Source organism: Mycobacterium sp., assembly GCF_032162105.1.
GTDB lineage: Bacteria > Actinomycetota > Actinomycetes > Mycobacteriales > Mycobacteriaceae > Mycobacterium.
This window is the reverse complement of the sequence record NZ_JAVRPS010000383.1, coordinates 1-15,276: the sequence shown is the minus strand read 5'-3', so window position 1 is coordinate 15,276 and position 15,276 is coordinate 1. Positions and strand designations below refer to the sequence as shown.

The window sequence follows — 15,276 nt, the reverse complement described above, 5'->3', positions numbered from 1 at the left end:
GGGAGTTGATGGACGTCCAGGAGCGGACCGGCATCGAGCTGACCGAGTCGATGGCGATGTGGCCCGGTGCTGCCGTCAGCGGCTGGTACTTCTCGCACCCGCAGTCGCAGTACTTCGTGGTCGGCCGATTGGCCCAGGACCAGGTCGCGGACTACGCGACCCGCAAGGGATGGACCCTGCAGGAAGCCGAGCGCTGGCTCGGTCCCAATCTCGGCTACAACCCGGAGGACTGAGCCCTACGTGGTTGAGTTCGCACTGACCGCCGAGACGGCATCGCGCTTGGCGATCGAGGACTTCAACGTCTAGAACAGATCTGCGTTGGCAGCGGCCCATTGCGCCACCGATTGGGCCGCCGTCCCGGTCAGCTCGGCCACCAGTTGATTGGCCGGCTGCGGCGCATCGACGCCCTCGGCCACCAGGTCGAGGTACCAGGCGGCCTGATCACCCATGATCGGGCGCAGGGCCGCTTCGGCCTCGGCCCTGCTGCACCGCTCGAACGAGACGTCGGCCCCGATGCCGATGCCGATCTGCTCGGCGATCTCGGCGCGTGTCAGCGCCTCGGGGCCGGTGAGCTCGTACATCTGGCCGTCGTGCGATTGGTCAGGCTTGGCCAGCAGAGTCGCGGCGACCCGCGCGATGTCGTCCATGGAGATCGGAGCCTCCACCACTGACGGATACGGCTCCCGGACCGTGTGCGTCGCCTTGATCTGTTCCGACCACATGGTGAAGTTCTCCAGGAACTCGCCAGGACCCAGCTGAGTGGTGACCAGGCCGGAGGCGGCGATGGTGTCGGTGTGTTGTTGCCAGTGCGCCCCGCCCGACAGGGCAACCACGTACTCGACATTTGCTCCCTTCGCCAATTCGAGGGTGGCGTCCAGCGTCCGGGGTAGCGGCGCCAGATACATCCGGTCCACCCCGGCCAGCGCTGCCCGCAGCGACTCCGGATCGCCGAGGTAGCCGATCACGGGCGTCACCCCGTCGGGCAGGTTCGCCTTCGCGGGATTCTTGGTCAGTGCGTGGATGTCGTTGGCGCCCAGGTCGATGAGGTGATCGACCACGCGGCGACCGATGTTCCCGGTGGCGCCGGTCACGAGAATCGTCATGATTTCACGCTAGCGCAGGCCCATGACAGAATCGGGGCGTGCAAGCGGTGCTGTGGGATATGGACGGCACCCTGGTCGACTCCGAAAAGCTCTGGGACGTATCGATGAACGCGCTCTGCGCGCGTCTCGGCGGGGTGCTCACCCCGGAGGTGCGCGAGGCGACGGTCGGCGGTTCGTCGGACAGCGTCATGAATGCCGTCTACGCCGACCTCGGCCTGGAGCCGGACCCCGCGGCGATGGCCGAATCAGCCGACTGGCTGCACGACTACACCGGTGGGTTGTTCGAGGCCGGGCTGCCGTGGTTGCCCGGCGCCCAGGAGCTGCTCGCGCGGCTCGTCGCTGCGGGGGTGCCGCTCGCACTGGTCACCAACACCCGCCGCGAGCTGACCGAGCGCGCGTTGAACAGCATTGGCCGCCACTATTTCTCGGTGACCGTCTGCGGGGACGAAGTGGTGCACCCCAAGCCTGCGCCCGATCCGTACCAGCGCGCCGCGGAGTTGCTGGGCTTCGACCCGTCGCAGTGTCTGGCGATCGAGGACTCCGTGACCGGCACCGCTGCGGCCGAGGCGGCCGGTTGCCCCGTTCTGGTGGTGCCGAACGACGTCGACGTGCCCGACGGTCCGCGGCGCAGGCACGTGAGTTCGCTGAGCGAACTCGATGTACAGGATCTGCGGGACGCCTTCTCCAGTCTGTCCGACGAACGCGACGAACAGACGGCCTGAATCTCCTGATTGCGGGCCAGGGATATGGCCCTATCGGTCTCTCGACTGTGCAATCGTATGTGTGACACACATCACGCAGCGCTGCGGAAGGAAGCCTCATGGCTGGTCAGGGTCCCCCCGTCGACGACTCGACATCTGCAATCACCGACGACGACTTCTCGTCGGGCCGCACCGCCATCCGGATCGCCTCGGTCGCCGCGCTCGGTGGTCTGCTGTTCGGCTACGACAGCGCGGTCATCAATGGCGCGGTGGCTTCCATCCAGGAAGACTTCGGTATCGGCGACGCCGAGCTCGGCTTCGCCGTCGCCTCGGCGCTGCTCGGTGCCGCCGCAGGCGCCATGACCGCAGGGCGGATCGCCGACCGCATCGGCCGCATCTCGGTGATGAAGATCGCCGCGGTCTTCTTTCTCGTCAGCGCGATCGGCACGGCGCTGGCGCCCAATGTCTGGACGGTGGTGATCTTCCGTGTCGTCGGCGGCATCGGCGTCGGAATCGCCTCGGTGATCGCGCCGGCCTACATCGCCGAGACGTCGCCGCCGCGCATTCGAGGCAGGCTTGGCTCACTGCAGCAGCTCGCAATCGTGTCCGGCATCTTCTTGTCGTTCGCCGTCAACTGGCTGCTGCAATGGGCGGCCGGCGGCCCCAACGAAGAATTGTGGCTGGGCCTGGAGGCATGGCGCTGGATGTTTCTGGTGATGATGGTGCCCGCGGTCGTCTACGGCGGGCTGGCATTCACCATTCCGGAGTCGCCGCGGTATCTGGTTGCCAGTCACAAGATTCCGGAAGCCCGCCGCGTGCTGAACATGCTGCTCGGCGAGAAGAATCTCGAGATCACCATCACCCGGATCCGGGAGACGCTGGAGCGCGAGGACAAGCCGTCGTGGCGGGATCTGCGCAGGCCGAACACCGGCATCTTCGGCCTCTACGGCATCGTGTGGGTCGGCCTCGGGCTGTCCGTCTTCCAGCAGTTCGTCGGCATCAATGTGATCTTCTACTACTCGAACGTGCTGTGGCAGGCAGTGGGCTTCAGCGCCGACCAATCGGCCGTCTACACCGTGATCACGTCGGTGGTCAATGTGGCGACCACGCTGATCGCCATCGCGCTCATCGACAAGATCGGACGCAAGCCGCTGCTGCTCATCGGATCGTCCGGGATGGCCGTCACGTTGATCACCATGTCGGTCATCTTCGCCAACTCGGAACTGGCGCCCAATGACGCAGGGGAGCTGGTGCCTACCCTTTCCGGTGCGTCCGGCGTGATCGCCTTGATCGCCGCGAACCTGTTCGTCGTAGCGTTCGGCATGTCGTGGGGCCCGGTGGTCTGGGTACTGCTTGGCGAGATGTTCCCGAACCGCATCCGGGCCGCCGCGCTCGGCCTGGCCGCCGCGGGCCAGTGGGCGGCGAACTGGCTGATCACCGTGACCTTCCCAGGCCTGCGCGAACACCTGGGCCTGGCCTACGGGTTCTACGGGCTGTGCGCGGTCCTCTCAGGCCTGTTCGTGTGGAAATGGGTCATGGAGACCAAGGGCGTGTCGCTGGAGGACATGCACGCCGAGGTACTCCACGTGCAGAAATCCGCCGGGGCGAGCGGAGTCAGCTAGTCGCGGCGGCGAAACCGCCGTGACTTCGAGGCAAGGCGCGTGGAACAATCGCCTGCCGTGAAGACCTTCGACGCCCTGTTCGCCGAACTCAGCGAACGCGCGCGCACCCGACCGGCCGGTAGCGGCACCGTCGCCGCCCTCGACGGCGGGGTGCACGGGCTGGGCAAGAAGATCCTCGAGGAAGCCGGCGAGGTATGGCTGGCGGCCGAGCACGAAGGTGATGAGGCGTTGGCCGATGAGATCAGTCAGCTTCTGTACTGGACTCAGGTGCTGATGATCTCGCGCGGGCTGTCGCTCGACGACGTGTACGCGAAGCTATGAACGATTCTCTTCGCGCAAGCGGCTCATCGACGAACGGCATGTTACGGGTCGCCGTCCCGAACAAGGGTGCGCTGAGTGAATCGGCCGCCGAGATCCTGACGGAGGCCGGCTACCGTCGCCGAAGCGATCCCAAGGATCTAACGGTCGTCGATCAGGCCAACAACGTCGAATTCTTCTTCCTGCGGCCCAAGGACATTGCGATCTACGTCGGTTCGGGGCAACTGGACCTCGGGATCACCGGCCGCGATCTGGCGCAGGACTCCGATGCCCCGGTGGCAGAACGGTTGGCGCTCGGGTTCGGCTCGGCGAGCTTCCGCTATGCCGCCCCCGCAGGGCAGAGCTGGACCGTCGCCGACCTGGCCGGGAAGCGGATCGCCACCGCGTATCCGCACCTGGTGCGAAAGGACCTGGCTAGCCGCGGGATTGAGGCCACCGTCATCCGCCTCGACGGGGCGGTGGAGATCTCCATCCAACTGGGTGTCGCGGACGCCATCGCCGACGTGGTGGGTTCGGGGCGCACGCTGCGACTGCACAACCTGGTGGCGTTCGGCGACTCGCTGTGTGACTCGGAGGCGGTCCTGATCGAGCGGGCCGAGCCCGACCAGGATGCGGCGGCCGCGCGCGACCAACTCGTCGGACGGGTGCAGGGCGTCGTATTCGGTCAGCAGTATCTGATGCTCGACTATGACTGCCCGCGAACGGTGCTCGACGCGGCGACCGCGGTCACCCCCGGGCTCGAGTCACCCACCATCGCCCCGCTGGCCGATCCTGCGTGGGTTGCGGTACGGGCACTGGTGCCCCGTCGGGACGTCAACTCGATCATGGATGAGCTGGCCGCCATCGGCGCCAAGGCGATCCTGGCATCCGACATCAGGTTCTGTCGCTTCTGACCCGGCTTGGGTGCTAACTTCCTGCCATGACGCAAGTGCTTGTCATCGTCCTCGCCCTGCTCATCGGCTTCGTGGCAGGCCTGCGGGCGCTGACCCCGCCGGCCGTCGTCGCATGGGGCGCGGCGCTGAACTGGCTACCCGTCGACGGCACGTGGGCGGAGTGGGTCGGTCATCCGATCACGGTCACCGTCCTGACCATCCTGTTGGTGGTGGAGCTGGTCACCGATCAACTGCCGTCCACGCCCAGTCGCACCGTGCCGCCGCAGTTCATCGCGCGGCTCGTCACCGGTGCGTTCGCCGGTGCAGTGATCGGGGCGGGCTGGCACCACACCTTCAGCGCGATCGGTGCAGGCGTGGTCGGCGCGGTGCTGGGCACCATGGCCGGCTATCAGGCGCGTAGCCGTCTGGTCGCCAAGAACGGTGGACACGACCTGCCCGTCGCGCTGACCGAGGACGCCGTCGCGGTGCTGGGTGGGTTCGCCGTGGTTGCCCTCGCTAGTGTCATCTGACCTGCCCACCGTGACAAGGCAATTCGACGCCATCATCGTCGGCGCGGGCCAGGCGGGCCCGCCACTCGCGGGGCGGCTGACCGCGGCAGGCCAGACCGTCGCCGTGATCGAGCGCAAGCTCGTCGGTGGAACGTGCGTCAACTACGGCTGCATCCCGACCAAGACGCTGGTCGCCAGCGCGCACACGGCGCACGTCGCGAGACGCGGAGCCGAGTTCGGCATCAACATCGGGACCGGCGACGTCACGGTGGACATGGCAAAGGTCAAGGCGCGCAAGGACGCCATCATGCTCGGCGACCGGCACGGTGTGGAGTCCTGGCTCGAGGGAATGGACGGCTGCACCCTCATCCGCGGGCATGCCCGCTTCGAAGATCCGCACACCATCCACGTCGACGACCAGGTTCTGCGGGCGGACCGGATCTTCCTCAACGTCGGCGGCCGTGCCATCGTGCCGGACATTCCGGGTCTGACCGACGTGGACTATTTGACCAACGTGGGCATCCTGGACCTCGACGTGCTGCCCGAGCATCTGGTGATCGTCGGTGGCAGCTACATCGCGCTCGAGTTCGCCCAGATGTACCGCCGCTTCGGCGCAAGGATCAGTGTCGTCGAGAAGGGGCCGCGGTTGACCGCCCGCGAGGACGAGGACGTGTCGGCCGCGATCAAGGAGATCCTCGAGGCCGAGGGCATCGACATTCACGTGAATGCCACGTCGATGCGGATCGTCAAGCAGGACAACGGGTTCGATCTCTATCCGCGCGACGGCGCCGAACCCGTGTCCGGCACGGACCTACTCGTCGCGACGGGACGGCAGCCCAACACCGATGAACTCGGCCTCGACGCCGCCGGGGTCACGACCGACGCGCGGGGCTTCGTCGTCGTCGACGACGAGTTGCGGACCAACGTCGAACACATCTGGGCGATGGGGGACTGCAACGGCAAGGGTGCCTTCACGCACACGTCGTACAACGATTTCGAGATCGTGGCCGCTAATCTGCTCGACGACGACCCACGCCGGGTCAGCGACCGGGTGACGACCTACGCGCTGTACATCGATCCGCCACTGGGTCGCGCGGGCATGACGGTCGACGAGGTTCGTAAGTCCGGCCGAAAGGCGTTGGTGGGCAAGCGCCCCATGACCCGTGTCGGTCGCGCGGTGGAGAAGGGTGAGACTCAGGGATTCATGAAGGTGGTCGTCGACGCCGACACGGAGGAGATCCTCGGCGCAGCGATCCTTGGCGTCGGCGGTGACGAGGTGATCCAGGACATCCTCGACGTGATGACCGCGAAACTGCGCTACACGGCCATCTCACGGACCATGCACATCCACCCGACGGTCAGCGAGTTGGTGCCTACGATGCTGCAAGAGATGAAGCCGCTGAATTAGGCTGTGTTGAATTACCCGGTGACACAGCGCGTCCCGCGACCATCTGGCGGGTGATCACCGCGACTCGGTGGCCGAGGTGCTCGCAGGTAGCGACGTCGGCGGGGTGCATCTGGTCGGGATTGGCGTCCACGTCGGTCTGGGCGCCCGCGCCCAACCAGAACCCGAGCCGGTTCAGATCGTTCTCGCTGCCCGAGGTGCTGTTCCAACCCGCGCCGAGGCCGAGATTGACCCAGTGCATGTGGTGTTGGGCGGCGAACACCGCCAGCGACATCAGGGCGGACAGCTTGTCGCCGCTCTTGGCGCCGGAGTTGGTGAAACCGGCGGCCACCTTGTCCCGCCACACCTCCTCGAGGCAGCGCCGCCCCGTCTTCTCGGCGAAGGCCTGAAACCCGCCCGACACGTTGCCCATGTAGGTAGCACTGCCGAAGATGATGCCGTCGGCCCGGTCGAGCAGGTCCCAGTCGGCGTCGGTGATCGCGTCCACGGCGATCACGCTCACCGCGGCGCCGCCTGCCCGCGCGCCTGCCGCCACCGCCTCGGCGAGGGCGGACGTGTGGCCGAAGCCGGAGTGCTAGGCGATCGCCAGGACCGGCGCACCGTCGGAGTGATTGTCGCTCATCTGTTTTCCTCTCATTGGTAGGTAGGTAGGTAGGTAGGTGGGTGGGATGCCTGCGATCTCGCGATAGCGCTCGGCCCAGTTGGGCAGCGGATCGCCGGCGAGATGGGCTTCCAGGCGGTCGAGGAAGGCCTGGGTGCCCGGCCGGAAACCGGTGGCATTGGGCACACCGAGCCCGCTATGGGTGAACTGCAGAAGCGTGCCTGTTTCGCCGTCCGGGTGAAGCTCGTAGCGGACCACGCCTGGCTCGACGATCGGCTGATGCCATTCGTGTTCGAGCACGTGCGGCGGATCCCAGACAAGGATCCGGCCCGTCATCCGCTTCATGTCCGGCGGCAGTTGCGGGCCCGACGCCACCGTTTCGATGGCGCCGCCTTCGCGAGGCTCGATCGAGGACTTGCCCATCCACCGGTCGCGGTGACTGGGTTCGGTGAGCGCCGACCACACCGCCGCAGGCGGATACGGCAGCCGTCGCTCAAAGCGCAGCACGGCGCGGTCGCCCTCGATGCTGAGTTGCCCTTCGCGGCCGATCATTTCGTCTCCAGATGCGTCGATGCCAGGTGTTGCTCCAGCGCGTCGAGATGGCCGGCCCAGTAGCGGCGGTACCGGGAAACCCATTCGTCCATCTCGGCGAGGCCGTCGGCCCGCAACGCATAGATGCGGCGCTGTGCGTCGGGCCGGACCTCGACGAGTCCGACCTCGCGCAGCACCCGCAGGTGCCTGGACACGGTCGGCTGCGTCAGGCCCGGCAGCGTGGAGACCAGTTCGCCCGCCGTGCGTTCGCCCTCGGTGAGCGCATCCAGCAGGGCGCGTCTGCTCCGTTCGGCTACCGCCTCGAAGACGTCCACCCCACCAATATTGCAGACGGGCTATATAGATGCAAGCGTATACAGTGTTGGATCCCCCCGTCGCTTCGCTCGCCCAGCAAGATCTCAGCCCTCGACCTGCGACCGGATCCAGTCGAGGTTGGCCTGCATGTTCTGCTGCCATTCGGACAGCCGACGGGCGACGATCCTTGCCTCCTTGTCCGGTTGCGCGGCGATTCCAGGCGTCAGCCCAGACGGTCCAGGTCCCATCCGGCCCCACTGCCGAACCAGCGCGCCGTCGCTGGTTGGTTCCACTTCGAACCCCCAGGTCGCGCCGACGCCGTCGAGACCGATGACGTTCCACACCCACCGGCGCTGATCTTCGACCTCGACGACCTCACACACCGTCTCCCAATCGCCGAACGCGTCATGCTTGCTGCGGCCGCGGAAGCGGGCACCGACCTTGACGCCGTCGGCACCGTCGAGCCATTCGACGGACTCCAGCTCCGACGAGCACCGCGCTGGCAGAGTGATGTCGGTGACGTGTTTCCACACCGTGGCGACATCGCACCGAACGCGCTGGGTCACTTCTATCGTTGGCTGATCGCGATAGCGCACTCTTGCAGCATGCCAAGGATGCGCGTGGACGCGCCTGGAACGACACGAAAGTGAGGCAACCGTGAAGGTCGGCGCCATGATCGATCCCCGGTCGCCGGGCGCAGTGGAGTTCGCCGAGGCCGCCGAACGCATCGGTGTCGATTCGTTGTGGGTACCCGAGGTGTGGGGCTACGACGCGTTGACGGGGCTGGCGTACGTGGCGGCCAGGACGTCGACGATCAAGCTCGGAACGTTTGTGGTGCAGCTGGGTTCGCGCAGTCCCGCGATGCTTGCGACGTCCGCGCTCAGCCTGCAGGAGCTGTCGGACGGCAGATTCCTGCTGGGCGTCGGCACGTCGGGGCCCCGGGTGATGGAGGGCTGGCACGGTGTCCGGTTCCGCAAGCCGGTGGAGACGACCAGGGAGACAATCGAGATCGTCCGGATCGTCAGCCGCGGGGACCGGCTCGAGCATCCCGGCGAGATCTACCCTCTTCCGCTGCCCGACAGCAGTGGCGCTGCCCTAGTGCCGCTGGTGAACCCACGGCACGTGCCGGTCTACGTGGCGGCGATGGGGCCGCGAAACCTGCGACTCACCGGTGAGATGGCCGACGGCTGGCTCGGCAATGCGTTCATCCCCGAAGCCGCCGAAGTGTTCTTCGGTCCGCTGCGCGACGGCGCCGCGCGCGCCGGACGCACGCTGGCCGATCTCGACCTCGTTGCGCCGGTCGCGGTCGAGATCCACGACGACGAGGCGTCTGCGGACGCTGCAGCACGCAGGCACGCCGACGGGTACGCGTTCACGATCGGTGCGATGGGCGCGGGAGGACGCAATTTCTACAACGACGCGTTCACCAGGCTCGGCTACGGCGACGACGTCGTGAAGGTCGCCGAGCTGTGGCAGAGCGGGAAGCGAGACGAAGCCCGCCAAGCCGTGCCGATCGACCTCGGCCGCCTCACGAATCTCGTTGGTACACCTGATGGCATCGCCGAGCGGGTGCGCAAGTACCGAGCGGCGGGGATAACGACGCTGCTGGCCAAGTTGGAGGGCGACTACCCGGATCAGCTGGCGACGCTTGAGGCGCTGCTCGACATCACCGCCGCTGGACCAGCAGCGTCTGAGCCGACGTACCGATGAAGCCGCGGCGGTCGAAGACGTCCGCCGTGGTGACGCCGATGCCGTCCGGTCCGATGGATCCGCGGGCGCGCAGCGCGAAGTCGTTGCCGGACGGTGCCCGGTGCAAGTGCACCACGGTGTCGGTGTTCATGAACACGAACTCTTCTGGATCCAATGCGGCGCCAACACCATTGGCGGAGTCGATCACCATCGCCAGCCGCTGCAGGTCGGTGAGCGGCTCATCGTCGACGAGACGGACGAGCGGGCTGAGCCACGCCACGGCGGGCTCGCCGGGACCGGTCACCTGTGTGCGCCAACTAACGGTCTCCAGGTAGCCCGGTGCGCCGATCCAGTCGTGCGCGTGCGGCTCGGCGTCGCCTTCGATCAGTGGGGGATGGCGGTCGGTGGCGGCGTCGGCGGTGTCGCTGGTGGCCAGCAGCCACGCGCTGACTCGGGCCACCGCGCGGTCGGTACCGTCCGGCCGGGTCGCGAGCATCTCGGCCATCATCATCGAGATCCGGGCGCCAGGCCGCTCCACCCAGGCCCGAACCTTCACCGGCGCAACGGGAATGGCGCCAAGGATGTCGAGGGTCAATCGGCCCACCCGCAGAGGAGATCCAACGGCCAGCTGCTCGATCGCCTTGGTCATCAGGGCCAACGGTGGCGATCCGTGCTGGATCGTGGCGTCCCAGTTGCTGGCGGTGCTCGCGATGGACTCGAACACCTGAAACGGTCCATCGGCAGGCAGCCGATGGTAGTGCCGGTCGATCACGCAGCAGGCTCCGCGGGCTGAGGCCATCCCGGGTACGGCGGCGGCGTGCCACCGAAGACGGGGCAGTGCTCGTGGTGTGCGCACCAGTCGCACGACCGTGACGGCTTGGGGCGGAAGTCTCCCGTCACCCCGGCCGCCTGAATGGCCCGCCACATCGCCATCAGAGTCTTCTCGAACCGCAGCAACTCGTCGAGGTCGGGCGTGTAGTCCAGCACCTGACCGTCGGCCAGATACAGCAACCGCAACCGGGCGGGCAGCACCTCACGGGACCGCAGCAGCGCCACGGCGTAGAACTTCATCTGGAACATCGCCTTCGCCTCGGCCAGTTCGCGCGCCGCCGGTGGCGCCTTGCCGGTCTTATAGTCGACCACGCGCATTTCACCGGTCGGCGCCACGTCGATCCGGTCGACGAATCCGCGCAACAGCGTGCCGTCGGACAGCTCGACCTCGACCCGTTGCTCGCAGCTCTGCGGATCGAACCGCGTCGGATCCTCCAACCGGTAGTACCCCGACAGAAGCTTTCTTGCCTCATCGAGCAGTTCGGCCCGCAACTCCGGTGCGAACTCGGCGGCGAATTCGGGTCTCTCGGTGGCCACCCGCTCCCATGCAGGCTCGACGAGCGTCATCGCGGTCTCGGGACCGCGGTCGGCGGCGGGCAGCGCGTACAGCTGCTCGAGTGCGGCGTGCACGACGGAGCCACGCACCTGCGCCGTGGACGACGGTTCGGGCAGCCGATCGATGGCGCGGAACCGGTACAGCAGCGGGCACTGCTTGAAGTCACTTGCCCGGGACGGTGACAACGCCGGGCGCCGGACGGGCGCAGCCGGATCGTCACTCATGGGAACAAGCGTATGACTCGTCACCGACATTGATGCCTAACCCGGGCACTACAACCGGCGCGTCTCCTGGCAGGCTGACCGGATGCCCGTAACCGGTCCGTTCACCGTTGGTGACCGCGTGCAGTTGACCGATGCCAAGGGCAGGCACTACACGATGGTGCTCGCGGCGGGAGCGGAGTTCCACACCCACCGCGGCGCGATCGCCCACGACACCGTGATCGGGTCGCCCGAGGGCAGCGTGGTGAAGTCGACCAACGGCGACCAGTTCCTGGTACTCCGTCCGCTGCTCATCGACTACGTGTTGTCGATGCCTCGCGGCGCCCAGGTGATCTACCCCAAGGACGCCGCGCAGATCGTGCACGAGGGCGACGTGTTCCCCGGTGCGCGCGTCCTGGAGGCGGGCGCGGGCTCCGGTGCGCTGACGTGCTCGCTGCTGCGTGCGGTCGGTCCCGAGGGCACCGTGACGTCCTACGAGGTGCGCGACGACCACGCCCCGCACGCCGTGCGCAACGTCACCACGTTCTTCGGCGAGCATCCGGCCAACTGGGATCTGCACATTGCCGACGTGGCCGACTACGACGGGCCGCAGGTCGATCGGGCGGTCCTGGACATGCTCGCGCCGTGGGAGGTGCTCGAGGCCGTCGGCGGCGCGCTGGTCCCCGGCGGCGTGCTCATCATCTACGTCGCCACCGTGACGCAGCTGTCGCGGACGGTCGAGGCCCTGCGTGAACAGCAGTGCTGGACCGAGCCGCGGTCGTGGGAGACGCTGCAGCGCGGCTGGGACGTCGTCGGGTTGGCGGTGCGTCCGCAGCACTCCATGCGAGGCCACACCGCGTTCCTGATCAGCGTGCGCAAGCTGGCGCCCGGCGCGGTGACGCCCACCCCGCTGCGGCGCAAGCGTCAGGTCAAGTAGTCAGTCGTCGGTGCTGCGGTGCAGACCGCGTCGTACCGAGAGCAATTCCATCTCGGGTCGCGCGGCCACCAGGCGTTCGGCCGCATCGAGCACATCGACGACGTGAACTCGGTCGGCGGCGACGATGGAAACCCCGATGCCGGCCCGGCGGTGCAGATCCTGGTCGCCCGTCTCCGCGGCGGACACGTCGAACTTGCGCCGCAGCTCGGCGATCACGGGCCGGATCGCGGACCGCTTCTGCTTGAGCGAGTGCACGTCACCGAGGAGCAGGTCGAACTCCAGCCAGCCGATCCACACGTCGAATCAGTTCGACGGTTTCGGCTTGGTCGCACCGACCAGCGGCAGAAGCTGGTCGGCGGTGCGCTGCGTCAACTGCCATGCATCGCGGATCGGGCTGAATTCCATGGGGAAGGTGAACGGTTTCACGGCCGGATTGGTGGTGCTGATCGTCACGTTCGCGAGCACGTTGCCGGGTTGGCCGGACCACGCGAGGTCGGTCGCCGCGACGTTGAGCGGCACGAAGCCGTTGGCGTTGAGCGCTTCGCCGAAGTTGGTCAGCACGGGCTGGTCGTCGACGGTGGCGTACTGCACCAGGCCGACCTTCTGCTCAGCTGGAATCGAAGTGTCGGCGAGACGGTAGAGCACGCCGGTCAACGCGTCCGGCGACGGCAGCGGGGCGGCTGTCGGAGGCGCTGCGACGGCAGTGGTTCGCGAGGACTCTTGGTTCACCGCTGGCGGAGCCTGCGAACACCCAACAAGCCCGAGCGCCGCCACGATCGTGACGGCGCTCAGGATTACGACAGGGGTGCGGTGCACCGGACGGGGTTAGCCGACGGACGACATCAATGCGACCAACGACTGCTTCGACATCTGCCAGCCCGTCGGGCTCGGCCCTGGAACGAACTGGATGTTCTGGCTCGCGATTCCGCCGTTGGCAGCCGTCGCGGTGACATCGGCCGTCACCACGGAGCCTTCCTGGTCGATGTTCGCGATTGCGAAGGTCAGCGGAAACTTGCCCGCGGCGGCCGCGTCCCGGATCTTGCCGTCGGCGACCCTTCCTTCGATTCGGCCGATGCCGCCTTCAACGTAGGGCGACTTAGCCGAGGAGGGGCCGGTGGTGCCCAACGCCTGCAGCGTCGTCAGCAGCGGCGTCTGCAGCTCCGGTGCCGGCGCCTGCGGAAGCGGAAGGTCCCAGACGACCGATTGAATCGCCGGCGCGGCTGGTGAAGCGCTCAGTGCAACGGAAGTCACACCACCCGCGGCTGCGGCTACCGCAGCGGCTGCTGCCATGCCGGTAACGAGGGTTTTGAGGATCACGGCTGTCCTTTCAATGGGGCCAACTCATCACAGAGGTTAACAGTGTTGCTGGTGTGTCGAATTCCTACACCGCACACAAAGACTGAATCGCCGGTAGCGTTGAAGTTGTTACTGCACCAATTTTCGGTGCGGGAAGGGGCGCAATATGAGTGAGTCCGAGCGTTCTGAAGCATTCGGAACCCCCATGTCCAGCGATGATGCTGCCGAATTGGAAGAACTTCGCCGTGAGGCGGTAGCGCTGCGCGAACAGCTGGAGCAGGCGGTAGGTGCCAACAGTGGGCTGAGGAGCGCCCGCGACGTGCATCAGCTCGAAGCCCGGATCGACTCGCTCGCTTCTCGCAACGCGAAGCTGATGGACACCTTGAAGGAGGCGCGGCAGCAGTTGCTGGCGCTCCGCGAGGAGGTCGACCGGCTCGGCCAGCCGCCGAGCGGTTACGGCGTGCTCATTGCCGCACACGAGGACGACACGGTCGACGTGTTCACCTCGGGCCGCAAGATGCGCCTGACCTGCTCGCCGAACATCGAGGTCGCCGAACTCAGGCAGGGCCAGACGGTCCGGCTGAACGAGGCACTGACAGTGGTCGAGGCAGGCAACTTCGAGGCGGTCGGTGAGATCTCGACGCTGCGCGAGATCCTCGCGGACGGGCATCGCGCACTGGTGGTCGGACACGCCGACGAGGAGCGCATCGTCTGGCTCGCCGAACCACTCGTCGCCATCGAGGATCTGCCTTCGCAGGTCGACGAGGGCGTCGACGACGACCTTCGTCCCCGCAAGCTGCGCCCCGGCGACTCGCTGCTGGTCGACACGAAGGCCGGATACGCGTTCGAACGCATCCCCAAGGCCGAGGTCGAAGACCTGGTGCTCGAAGAAGTCCCCGATGTCAGCTACCACGACATCGGCGGGCTGACCCGGCAGATCGAGCAGATCCGCGACGCCGTGGAACTGCCGTTCCTGCACAAGGACCTGTACCGCGAGTACTCGCTGCGGCCGCCGAAGGGCGTGCTGCTGTACGGCCCGCCCGGCTGCGGCAAGACGTTGATCGCCAAGGCCGTGGCCAACTCGTTGGCCAAGAAGATGGCCGAGATTCGCGGCGACGATGCGCGGGAGGCGAAGTCGTACTTCCTCAACATCAAGGGCCCGGAGCTGCTGAACAAGTTCGTCGGTGAGACCGAGCGGCACATCCGGCTGATCTTCCAGCGGGCGCGGGAGAAGGCCTCCGAGGGCACCCCGGTGATCGTGTTCTTCGACGAGATGGACTCGATCTTCCGCACCAGAGGAACCGGTGTGAGCTCTGACGTCGAGACGACGGTCGTCCCGCAGCTGCTGTCGGAGATCGACGGCGTCGAGGGCCTCGAGAACGTCATCGTCATCGGTGCCTCCAACCGCGAGGACATGATCGATCCGGCGATCCTGCGGCCCGGCCGCCTGGACGTCAAGATCAAGATCGAGCGGCCGGATGCCGAGTCGGCACAGGACATCTTCTCCAAGTACCTGACCGAGAAGCTGCCGGTGCACGCCGACGATCTCGCCGAGTTCGGCGGTGACCGGGCACTGACCATCAAGACGATGATCGAGAAGGTCGTCGACCGGATGTACGCCGAGATCGACGACAACCGGTTCTTGGAGGTCACCTACGCCAACGGTGACAAGGAAGTCATGTACTTCAAGGACTTCAACTCCGGTGCGATGATCCAGAACGTCGTCGACCGCGCGAAGAAGAACGCGATCAAGGCGGTGCTGGAGAGCGGTCAGCACGGTCTGCGGATCC

At 66.8% G+C, this 15,276-nt stretch carries 20 protein-coding genes; 10 read left to right on the top strand and 10 right to left on the bottom strand.

Annotated elements, in window-relative coordinates; all coding sequences use genetic code 11:
* Positions 1-233 (top strand): vitamin B12 dependent-methionine synthase activation domain-containing protein (locus QOC69_RS19470; RefSeq protein WP_526442555.1); only part of this gene is annotated, 233 nt, incomplete at its 5' end.
* A gap of 69 nt (positions 234-302) precedes the next feature.
* On the opposite strand, the gene QOC69_RS19465 is transcribed toward QOC69_RS19470, so the two are convergent.
* Positions 303-1,103 carry an SDR family oxidoreductase gene (locus QOC69_RS19465; protein WP_526442553.1) on the bottom strand — a complete coding sequence of 267 codons (801 nt, stop codon included), beginning with the start codon at positions 1,101-1,103 and terminating at the stop codon, positions 303-305.
* A 38-nt stretch (positions 1,104-1,141) separates the two neighbouring features.
* On the opposite strand from QOC69_RS19465, the gene QOC69_RS19460 reads away from it, so the two are divergent.
* The 6 genes from QOC69_RS19460 (at position 1,142) to QOC69_RS19435 (ending at position 6,533) form a co-directional block, all read left to right on the top strand.
* Positions 1,142-1,825 carry an HAD family hydrolase gene (locus QOC69_RS19460; protein WP_526442551.1) on the top strand — a complete coding sequence of 228 codons (684 nt, stop codon included), beginning with the start codon at positions 1,142-1,144 and terminating at the stop codon, positions 1,823-1,825.
* Positions 1,826-1,923: 98 nt separating this feature from the next.
* Positions 1,924-3,426, top strand: coding sequence for a sugar porter family MFS transporter (locus QOC69_RS19455; protein WP_526442549.1), 1,503 nt, complete (start codon positions 1,924-1,926; stop codon positions 3,424-3,426).
* Positions 3,427-3,465: 39 nt separating this feature from the next.
* The gene (locus QOC69_RS19450) at positions 3,466-3,747 is read left to right on the top strand and encodes a phosphoribosyl-ATP diphosphatase (protein WP_526442547.1); all 282 of its coding nucleotides are present in this window, start codon (positions 3,466-3,468) and stop codon (positions 3,745-3,747) included.
* Between the two features lie 38 nt (positions 3,748-3,785).
* Positions 3,786-4,637, top strand: coding sequence for an ATP phosphoribosyltransferase (hisG, locus tag QOC69_RS19445; protein ID WP_526442557.1), 852 nt, complete (start codon positions 3,786-3,788; stop codon positions 4,635-4,637).
* Between the two features lie 26 nt (positions 4,638-4,663).
* The gene (locus tag QOC69_RS19440) at positions 4,664-5,146 is read left to right on the top strand and encodes a DUF4126 family protein (protein ID WP_526442545.1); all 483 of its coding nucleotides are present in this window, start codon (positions 4,664-4,666) and stop codon (positions 5,144-5,146) included.
* Between the two features lie 10 nt (positions 5,147-5,156).
* On the top strand, positions 5,157-6,533 hold the full coding sequence (locus QOC69_RS19435; protein WP_526442543.1) for an FAD-containing oxidoreductase: 1,377 nt from the start codon (positions 5,157-5,159) through the stop codon (positions 6,531-6,533).
* Here QOC69_RS19435 and QOC69_RS19430 read toward each other — a convergent pair.
* The 4 genes from QOC69_RS19430 to QOC69_RS19415 all read right to left on the bottom strand — a co-directional run bounded on the left by QOC69_RS19430 (position 6,499) and on the right by QOC69_RS19415 (position 8,573).
* Positions 6,499-7,065, bottom strand: a complete 567-nt coding sequence (locus tag QOC69_RS19430; protein ID WP_526442541.1) for a flavodoxin family protein — start codon at positions 7,063-7,065, stop codon at positions 6,499-6,501. The two genes, QOC69_RS19435 and QOC69_RS19430, sit on opposite strands and share 35 nt — an antisense overlap.
* A gap of 39 nt (positions 7,066-7,104) precedes the next feature.
* Positions 7,105-7,683: an SRPBCC family protein gene (locus QOC69_RS19425; RefSeq protein WP_526442539.1), complete on the bottom strand. Its 579-nt coding sequence runs from the start codon at positions 7,681-7,683 to the stop codon at positions 7,105-7,107.
* Positions 7,680-7,997: an ArsR/SmtB family transcription factor gene (locus tag QOC69_RS19420; RefSeq protein WP_526442537.1), complete on the bottom strand. Its 318-nt coding sequence runs from the start codon at positions 7,995-7,997 to the stop codon at positions 7,680-7,682. The genes QOC69_RS19425 and QOC69_RS19420 overlap by 4 nt, the downstream gene beginning before the upstream one ends.
* 84 nt (positions 7,998-8,081) lie before the next feature.
* Complete coding sequence (locus QOC69_RS19415) at positions 8,082-8,573, bottom strand: SRPBCC family protein (RefSeq protein WP_526442535.1); 492 nt, start codon at positions 8,571-8,573, stop codon at positions 8,082-8,084.
* 76 nt (positions 8,574-8,649) lie between these two features.
* Between QOC69_RS19415 and QOC69_RS19410 the strand changes: the two genes are divergently transcribed.
* Positions 8,650-9,687 (top strand): LLM class flavin-dependent oxidoreductase, encoded by a 1,038-nt coding sequence (locus tag QOC69_RS19410; protein WP_526442533.1) that lies wholly within the window; start codon positions 8,650-8,652, stop codon positions 9,685-9,687.
* Here QOC69_RS19410 and QOC69_RS19405 read toward each other — a convergent pair.
* On the bottom strand, positions 9,644-10,438 hold the full coding sequence (locus QOC69_RS19405; RefSeq protein WP_526442531.1) for an acyl-CoA thioesterase domain-containing protein: 795 nt from the start codon (positions 10,436-10,438) through the stop codon (positions 9,644-9,646). The genes QOC69_RS19410 and QOC69_RS19405 overlap by 44 nt on opposite strands.
* Positions 10,435-11,277, bottom strand: a complete 843-nt coding sequence (locus QOC69_RS19400) for a RecB family exonuclease (protein ID WP_526442529.1) — start codon at positions 11,275-11,277, stop codon at positions 10,435-10,437. The genes QOC69_RS19405 and QOC69_RS19400 overlap by 4 nt, the downstream gene beginning before the upstream one ends.
* Before the next feature lie 82 nt (positions 11,278-11,359).
* On the opposite strand from QOC69_RS19400, the gene QOC69_RS19395 reads away from it, so the two are divergent.
* Complete coding sequence (locus QOC69_RS19395) at positions 11,360-12,190, top strand: class I SAM-dependent methyltransferase (RefSeq protein WP_526442527.1); 831 nt, start codon at positions 11,360-11,362, stop codon at positions 12,188-12,190.
* Here the strand turns inward: QOC69_RS19395 and QOC69_RS19390 are convergent, their stop codons facing one another.
* From QOC69_RS19390 to QOC69_RS19380, 3 genes are read right to left on the bottom strand one after another with little or no spacing between them, the layout of a single operon-like run.
* Positions 12,191-12,487 (bottom strand): DUF503 domain-containing protein, encoded by a 297-nt coding sequence (locus tag QOC69_RS19390; RefSeq protein ID WP_526442525.1) that lies wholly within the window; start codon positions 12,485-12,487, stop codon positions 12,191-12,193. It abuts the gene before it with no gap.
* Between the two features lie 6 nt (positions 12,488-12,493).
* Complete coding sequence (lppK, locus tag QOC69_RS19385) at positions 12,494-13,006, bottom strand: lipoprotein LppK (protein ID WP_526442523.1); 513 nt, start codon at positions 13,004-13,006, stop codon at positions 12,494-12,496.
* Positions 13,007-13,015: 9 nt separating this feature from the next.
* Complete coding sequence (locus tag QOC69_RS19380) at positions 13,016-13,507, bottom strand: MTB12 family secreted protein (RefSeq protein WP_526442521.1); 492 nt, start codon at positions 13,505-13,507, stop codon at positions 13,016-13,018.
* A gap of 145 nt (positions 13,508-13,652) precedes the next feature.
* Between QOC69_RS19380 and arc the strand changes: the two genes are divergently transcribed.
* The coding region (gene arc, locus QOC69_RS19375; protein ID WP_526442519.1) for a proteasome ATPase at positions 13,653-15,276 on the top strand (1,624 nt) is incomplete at its 3' end.

Coding starts and splice junctions, on each gene's coding strand:
- QOC69_RS19400 (WP_526442529.1), bottom strand. CDS start 11,277: ATGAGTGACGATCCGGCTGCGCCCGTCCGGCGCCCGGCGTTGTCACCG.
- QOC69_RS19395 (WP_526442527.1), top strand. CDS start 11,360: ATGCCCGTAACCGGTCCGTTCACCGTTGGTGACCGCGTGCAGTTGACC.
- QOC69_RS19465 (WP_526442553.1), bottom strand. CDS start 1,103: ATGACGATTCTCGTGACCGGCGCCACCGGGAACATCGGTCGCCGCGTG.
- QOC69_RS19455 (WP_526442549.1), top strand. CDS start 1,924: ATGGCTGGTCAGGGTCCCCCCGTCGACGACTCGACATCTGCAATCACC.
- hisG (WP_526442557.1), top strand. CDS start 3,786: ATGTTACGGGTCGCCGTCCCGAACAAGGGTGCGCTGAGTGAATCGGCC.
- QOC69_RS19410 (WP_526442533.1), top strand. CDS start 8,650: ATGATCGATCCCCGGTCGCCGGGCGCAGTGGAGTTCGCCGAGGCCGCC.
- QOC69_RS19425 (WP_526442539.1), bottom strand. CDS start 7,683: ATGATCGGCCGCGAAGGGCAACTCAGCATCGAGGGCGACCGCGCCGTG.
- QOC69_RS19440 (WP_526442545.1), top strand. CDS start 4,664: ATGACGCAAGTGCTTGTCATCGTCCTCGCCCTGCTCATCGGCTTCGTG.